Source organism: Okeania sp. SIO2B9 (genome assembly GCF_010672505.1).
In the GTDB taxonomy this organism is placed as follows: domain Bacteria; phylum Cyanobacteriota; class Cyanobacteriia; order Cyanobacteriales; family Microcoleaceae; genus Okeania; species Okeania hirsuta.
This window is the reverse complement of sequence record NZ_JAAHGK010000748.1, coordinates 1-3,871: the sequence shown is the minus strand read 5'-3', so window position 1 is coordinate 3,871 and position 3,871 is coordinate 1. Positions and strand designations below refer to the sequence as shown.

The 3,871-nt window shown below is 37.3% G+C and carries 4 protein-coding genes; 1 reads left to right on the top strand and 3 read right to left on the bottom strand.

The genetic code is table 11. From position 1 onward, the window contains the following. Positions 1–560: 560 nt before the first annotated feature. On the bottom strand, positions 561–1,262 hold the full coding sequence (locus F6K13_RS22730) for a response regulator transcription factor (RefSeq protein WP_124145266.1): 702 nt from the start codon (positions 1,260–1,262) through the stop codon (positions 561–563). 111 nt (positions 1,263–1,373) lie between these two features. Continuing rightward, on the bottom strand, positions 1,374–1,520 hold the full coding sequence (locus tag F6K13_RS22725) for a hypothetical protein (RefSeq protein WP_287288462.1): 147 nt from the start codon (positions 1,518–1,520) through the stop codon (positions 1,374–1,376). An 866-nt stretch (positions 1,521–2,386) separates the two neighbouring features. Between F6K13_RS22725 and F6K13_RS22720 the strand changes: the two genes are divergently transcribed. Beyond that, complete coding sequence (locus tag F6K13_RS22720; RefSeq protein ID WP_287288460.1) at positions 2,387–2,560, top strand: hypothetical protein; 174 nt, start codon at positions 2,387–2,389, stop codon at positions 2,558–2,560. 365 nt (positions 2,561–2,925) lie between these two features. Here F6K13_RS22720 and F6K13_RS22715 read toward each other — a convergent pair. Further along, the coding region (locus F6K13_RS22715; RefSeq protein ID WP_287288458.1) for a DUF3352 domain-containing protein at positions 2,926–3,871 on the bottom strand (946 nt) is incomplete at its 5' end.

Below are 3,871 nucleotides of genomic sequence, written 5' to 3'. Positions count from 1 at the left end.
ATAGACGTAGACCTATCCTGAAATCCCGCTTCCTACGCTAAAACGGCGTAGTAAGGGTTTGAGGACTTTTTTAGTTATGTTAATTGACAAAGACTTAAATGTAAGTATAGAGTGTAGAGATGCGGTTGGCTTGACCGTTAATGCCTGTGGATGAGTAACCGCCGACGGCCTCAGCAGAAGCAGGAAGTAAACATCAATTTGTCGCATCGATGTGACGCTTTGTATCAGTTTTATGAAGCAGCGGTAGGTTGTAAGTTAGGTAAGCGAAAAATCATTATAGATTTTATATTCCCTCACAGGAGTGCGCATTCCCTCTCTTGGTCGGCATTCCCATGGCGAGGAGACCTCGCCGGGTTCCGACTGCTTGCGTCTATCGCACCCCGCGGGGTCGCACCGCTGTTCCCTGTTTCCTTTGACAAAAATTGGATGTATAGTTGAGATGCAAAACAGCTTATTATAATTAAAGTCCTTTTTAATGAAAATCATTAAGAATTATGATATGGAATATTAACAAGGAAGCAGAATATAAAGAATTTAGTTACTCCTGTATAAAATCATCTTTATACTGGTGCTTCAAACTTATAGCCAACTTTAATAATAGTTTTTATATATTCAAAATCACAACCACAACTTTTTATTTTCTTGCGAATCTGACTAATATGCACATCACAAACTTTTGCGCTGCCAAACCAATGACTATCTTCACCCTTAAATACTTTATCGCACAATTCAGAGCGACTCCAAACATATCCTGGTTGATTAGCCATACAAAATAATAAATTAAATTGTAGATTAGTTAGAGAAACAATTTTATGCTGAAATCTTACTTCTTTTTCAACATTATTTATTACTAAATCCCCAAATACAAGCCGTTCTAATTTTATCGGAGAAAGTAACCTTTGACGTTTCAATATTGCTTTAAGACGAGCATTCAGTTCTACTAAACTAAATGGTTTTGTGAGATAATCATCAGCACCTAACTGAAAAGCTCGGACTTTAGCTACTTCATCACATAGACTGCTCAACATCAGTACCAACACATCATTGTAACTCTGCATTTCCTGACAAAGCTGAAAACCAGTAGTATCTGGTAGATTTATATCTAAAACAACTAAGTCTGGTTGAAATTCTTTAAATAAAATTAAAGCTGTTTTACCATCTTCTGCGGACTCTACTTGATATTCTTGGTTAGTTAAAAAACGATGAACTAAAATTCTGATTGCCTGGTCATCATCAACTACAAGAATTTTATGAGATGCCATATTAACAACGCTCCTAATTTTTCCACAGGTACATTACCAGTTTAACTCCTACGACAATTATCGCAAACTAACCTAATAGACATCTCCTATCATAAAAAATCAAATCAATTATCACACTAGATATATCAATTCTTTCCCCTCCTGGGAGGGGGAGGGGCGAGGGGTGGGTTCCCTACAGCAAAGCTGCCTACTGCCTCTTTTGGAGGAGATGTCTAATAAGTCTAAAAAATGTAATTTTTCAGATTTATAATATGGCACATCATTTATATTATGTTAGAGCTTTGTTGGATGAAAGTCGCGATCGCAGCAACCCCCTCCTTGGGGTAAATAACAGCTTGACATAATCTATGATTATCTAGTACCTGGACTTTTGAAAAAAAATGAAGTAAAATAGTCTCAAGTTATTATATAATCTTGTTTTTACCTCAAAAGGCTAGCTGATCAAAGAAACAACCTTGTCTGCCTGACCACCATGGTTTGAAAAGTGGTGTCAAAAATTCGAGGATTTATGGAAAATTCAGGGTCAAAAAAAAGGGTTTCGTTATTACTTAGCAGTACTACTTGGAGAAAGTCAACGGAAAAATATAGCTCCAATGACCAACAATCTCCTTAGTGCTTCATATCATAACATATTGTCAGAAACATTGATAATCATGCTACTAGGATTCAAAACTGAACTGTGCCCAATTGAAGAAGGAGACAGGAGACAGGAGACAGGAGGAAAATTACATGGGGATTCGCTCCCCCAAGTAATGCGTGAACACCCCCGTTGACGGTGGGGTATTAAACCCACAAAGAAAATGATAACCGACAAAAAACCTGACTAGCTAAACACGCGCTGTGTAGTTTGCTGGCGCAAAGCTTTCCTATCGGAATGCTACCGCAAACGCTAACGTCACGCTTGGAATTGGGGATTATGGTTGACTAGAAACATCCTTAATCACAATTCCAATAATCCTGAGAGTAAGCTGAAATCTCCTACTGCGATTGATTTGCATAAACTATTAGTAGCAATGGTTAAACCTAACAACTGTTGGTATGATTAAGTATCTAAAACAGCACCTCAATATGCTTTAAGGTATTTATCATCAGCTTGGAAACGTTGCTTTAACAAAGTGTCGGGAGTGCCTATATTTAAGAAAAAAGGTAGGGATGATGGTTTTCCTACCGAATGCTACGCAAACACTCTAGATGTGTCAATATCGGTAGGTTTTAATCATATAAAATTGCCCCGAATTGGATGGATTAAAACTTATGAACTTTTACCAGATAATATCATATCATGTCCGGATAATTAGTTATAAAAAAACTTTCTCCTTCGACTCCAGTTGTTCTTCTTTATTACCTCTTTCCTCCTGACTCCTGACTCCTGAATCCTGACTCCTCCGTAGTTATTTATTTATCACTGTTTAACCGGACATGATATAAAATCACTAGCGACACTCTCAACTGGTGAGGTATTTCCTGGTGCTAAATCTTATAGAAAGTTAGAAGCTAAACTCTCTCAGTTGCAATATTTAAACCGACATAAAACTAAGTTCTCTAGCAATGGGAAAAAGGCTAAACTATAGCTGGAATCTGCTGTATGTTGGGTTTCATTCTTCAACCCAACCTACGCCTGTAGCAAGATTCTATGTCACAGATTACTTTTGACTCTTGACTTCTAAAACTCCTGTTTTTTCAATTTGACAAAAATATCATAATTAGTTGTACGATTATTACTTACAATAGACGTCACTCCAATAGATTCCATACCATCTATCCAAACTTTTTGATTTGGAGGTAGTTGCGGAATAGAAAGATTTTGAGGATTGAAACTTTTACTAATATCAAGGAAAAAATTACCGTTAAAAGATTCTGACTCTGGTGGTAAACTTTTTTGTAATACCGCACTTTCAGCCATAGAAGTTGTTGGCGCGGGTAAAATTTGATTCTCTACAGAACCTCCTAATGTAAAAAATGCCACATTCCCATTCAACCAACCACGAATTACGGTAAAACCACCAAATGGTGAAGTCCACTTAACAACAGCTTCTCCACTGGCAACAGCTTCACCTACCTCAAATTCTTGGTTTTTCATGGCCTCATCCAACTTTTTCAGTGACTCCTCCGCAGCACGGCGATCGCTTGTTTTGATCATAAAGACAAACCCCGCAGCAAATTTATTTAACTCATCCTTACTTTTAGGGATAGGCAGCAAAGACAAAGAATATTCTCCTGCCATCCAGTTGAGAAAATCTTCTTCTAAATTCATACCAGTTGTATTCTTAACAGCTTGACGCAATGTTTCTGGGTTAATCGGAGCTACTGGGTTAGCTGCTGCATTTTTGACATAATCAGACCACATTTTCTGTAAATTACTGCCAGATATCATCATCAAAGCATTTCCCGGAATTCGATTTAACATTTCCATAGCTTTGTTTTCTACGGTAAACTTTTTCTGACTATTAGGTTTTAGCCAAGAAATAGCTTTTAAATTTATACCTTCAGGAACTAAATTGATGCTAGCTGCCACTCCTTGGTTATCCTCAAGTTGTTTGAGATTTTCCTCAGAAACAGGAGTAATAGTTCTAGTAAATCTATTACTCCTGTTTCTGAGGAAAATCTCA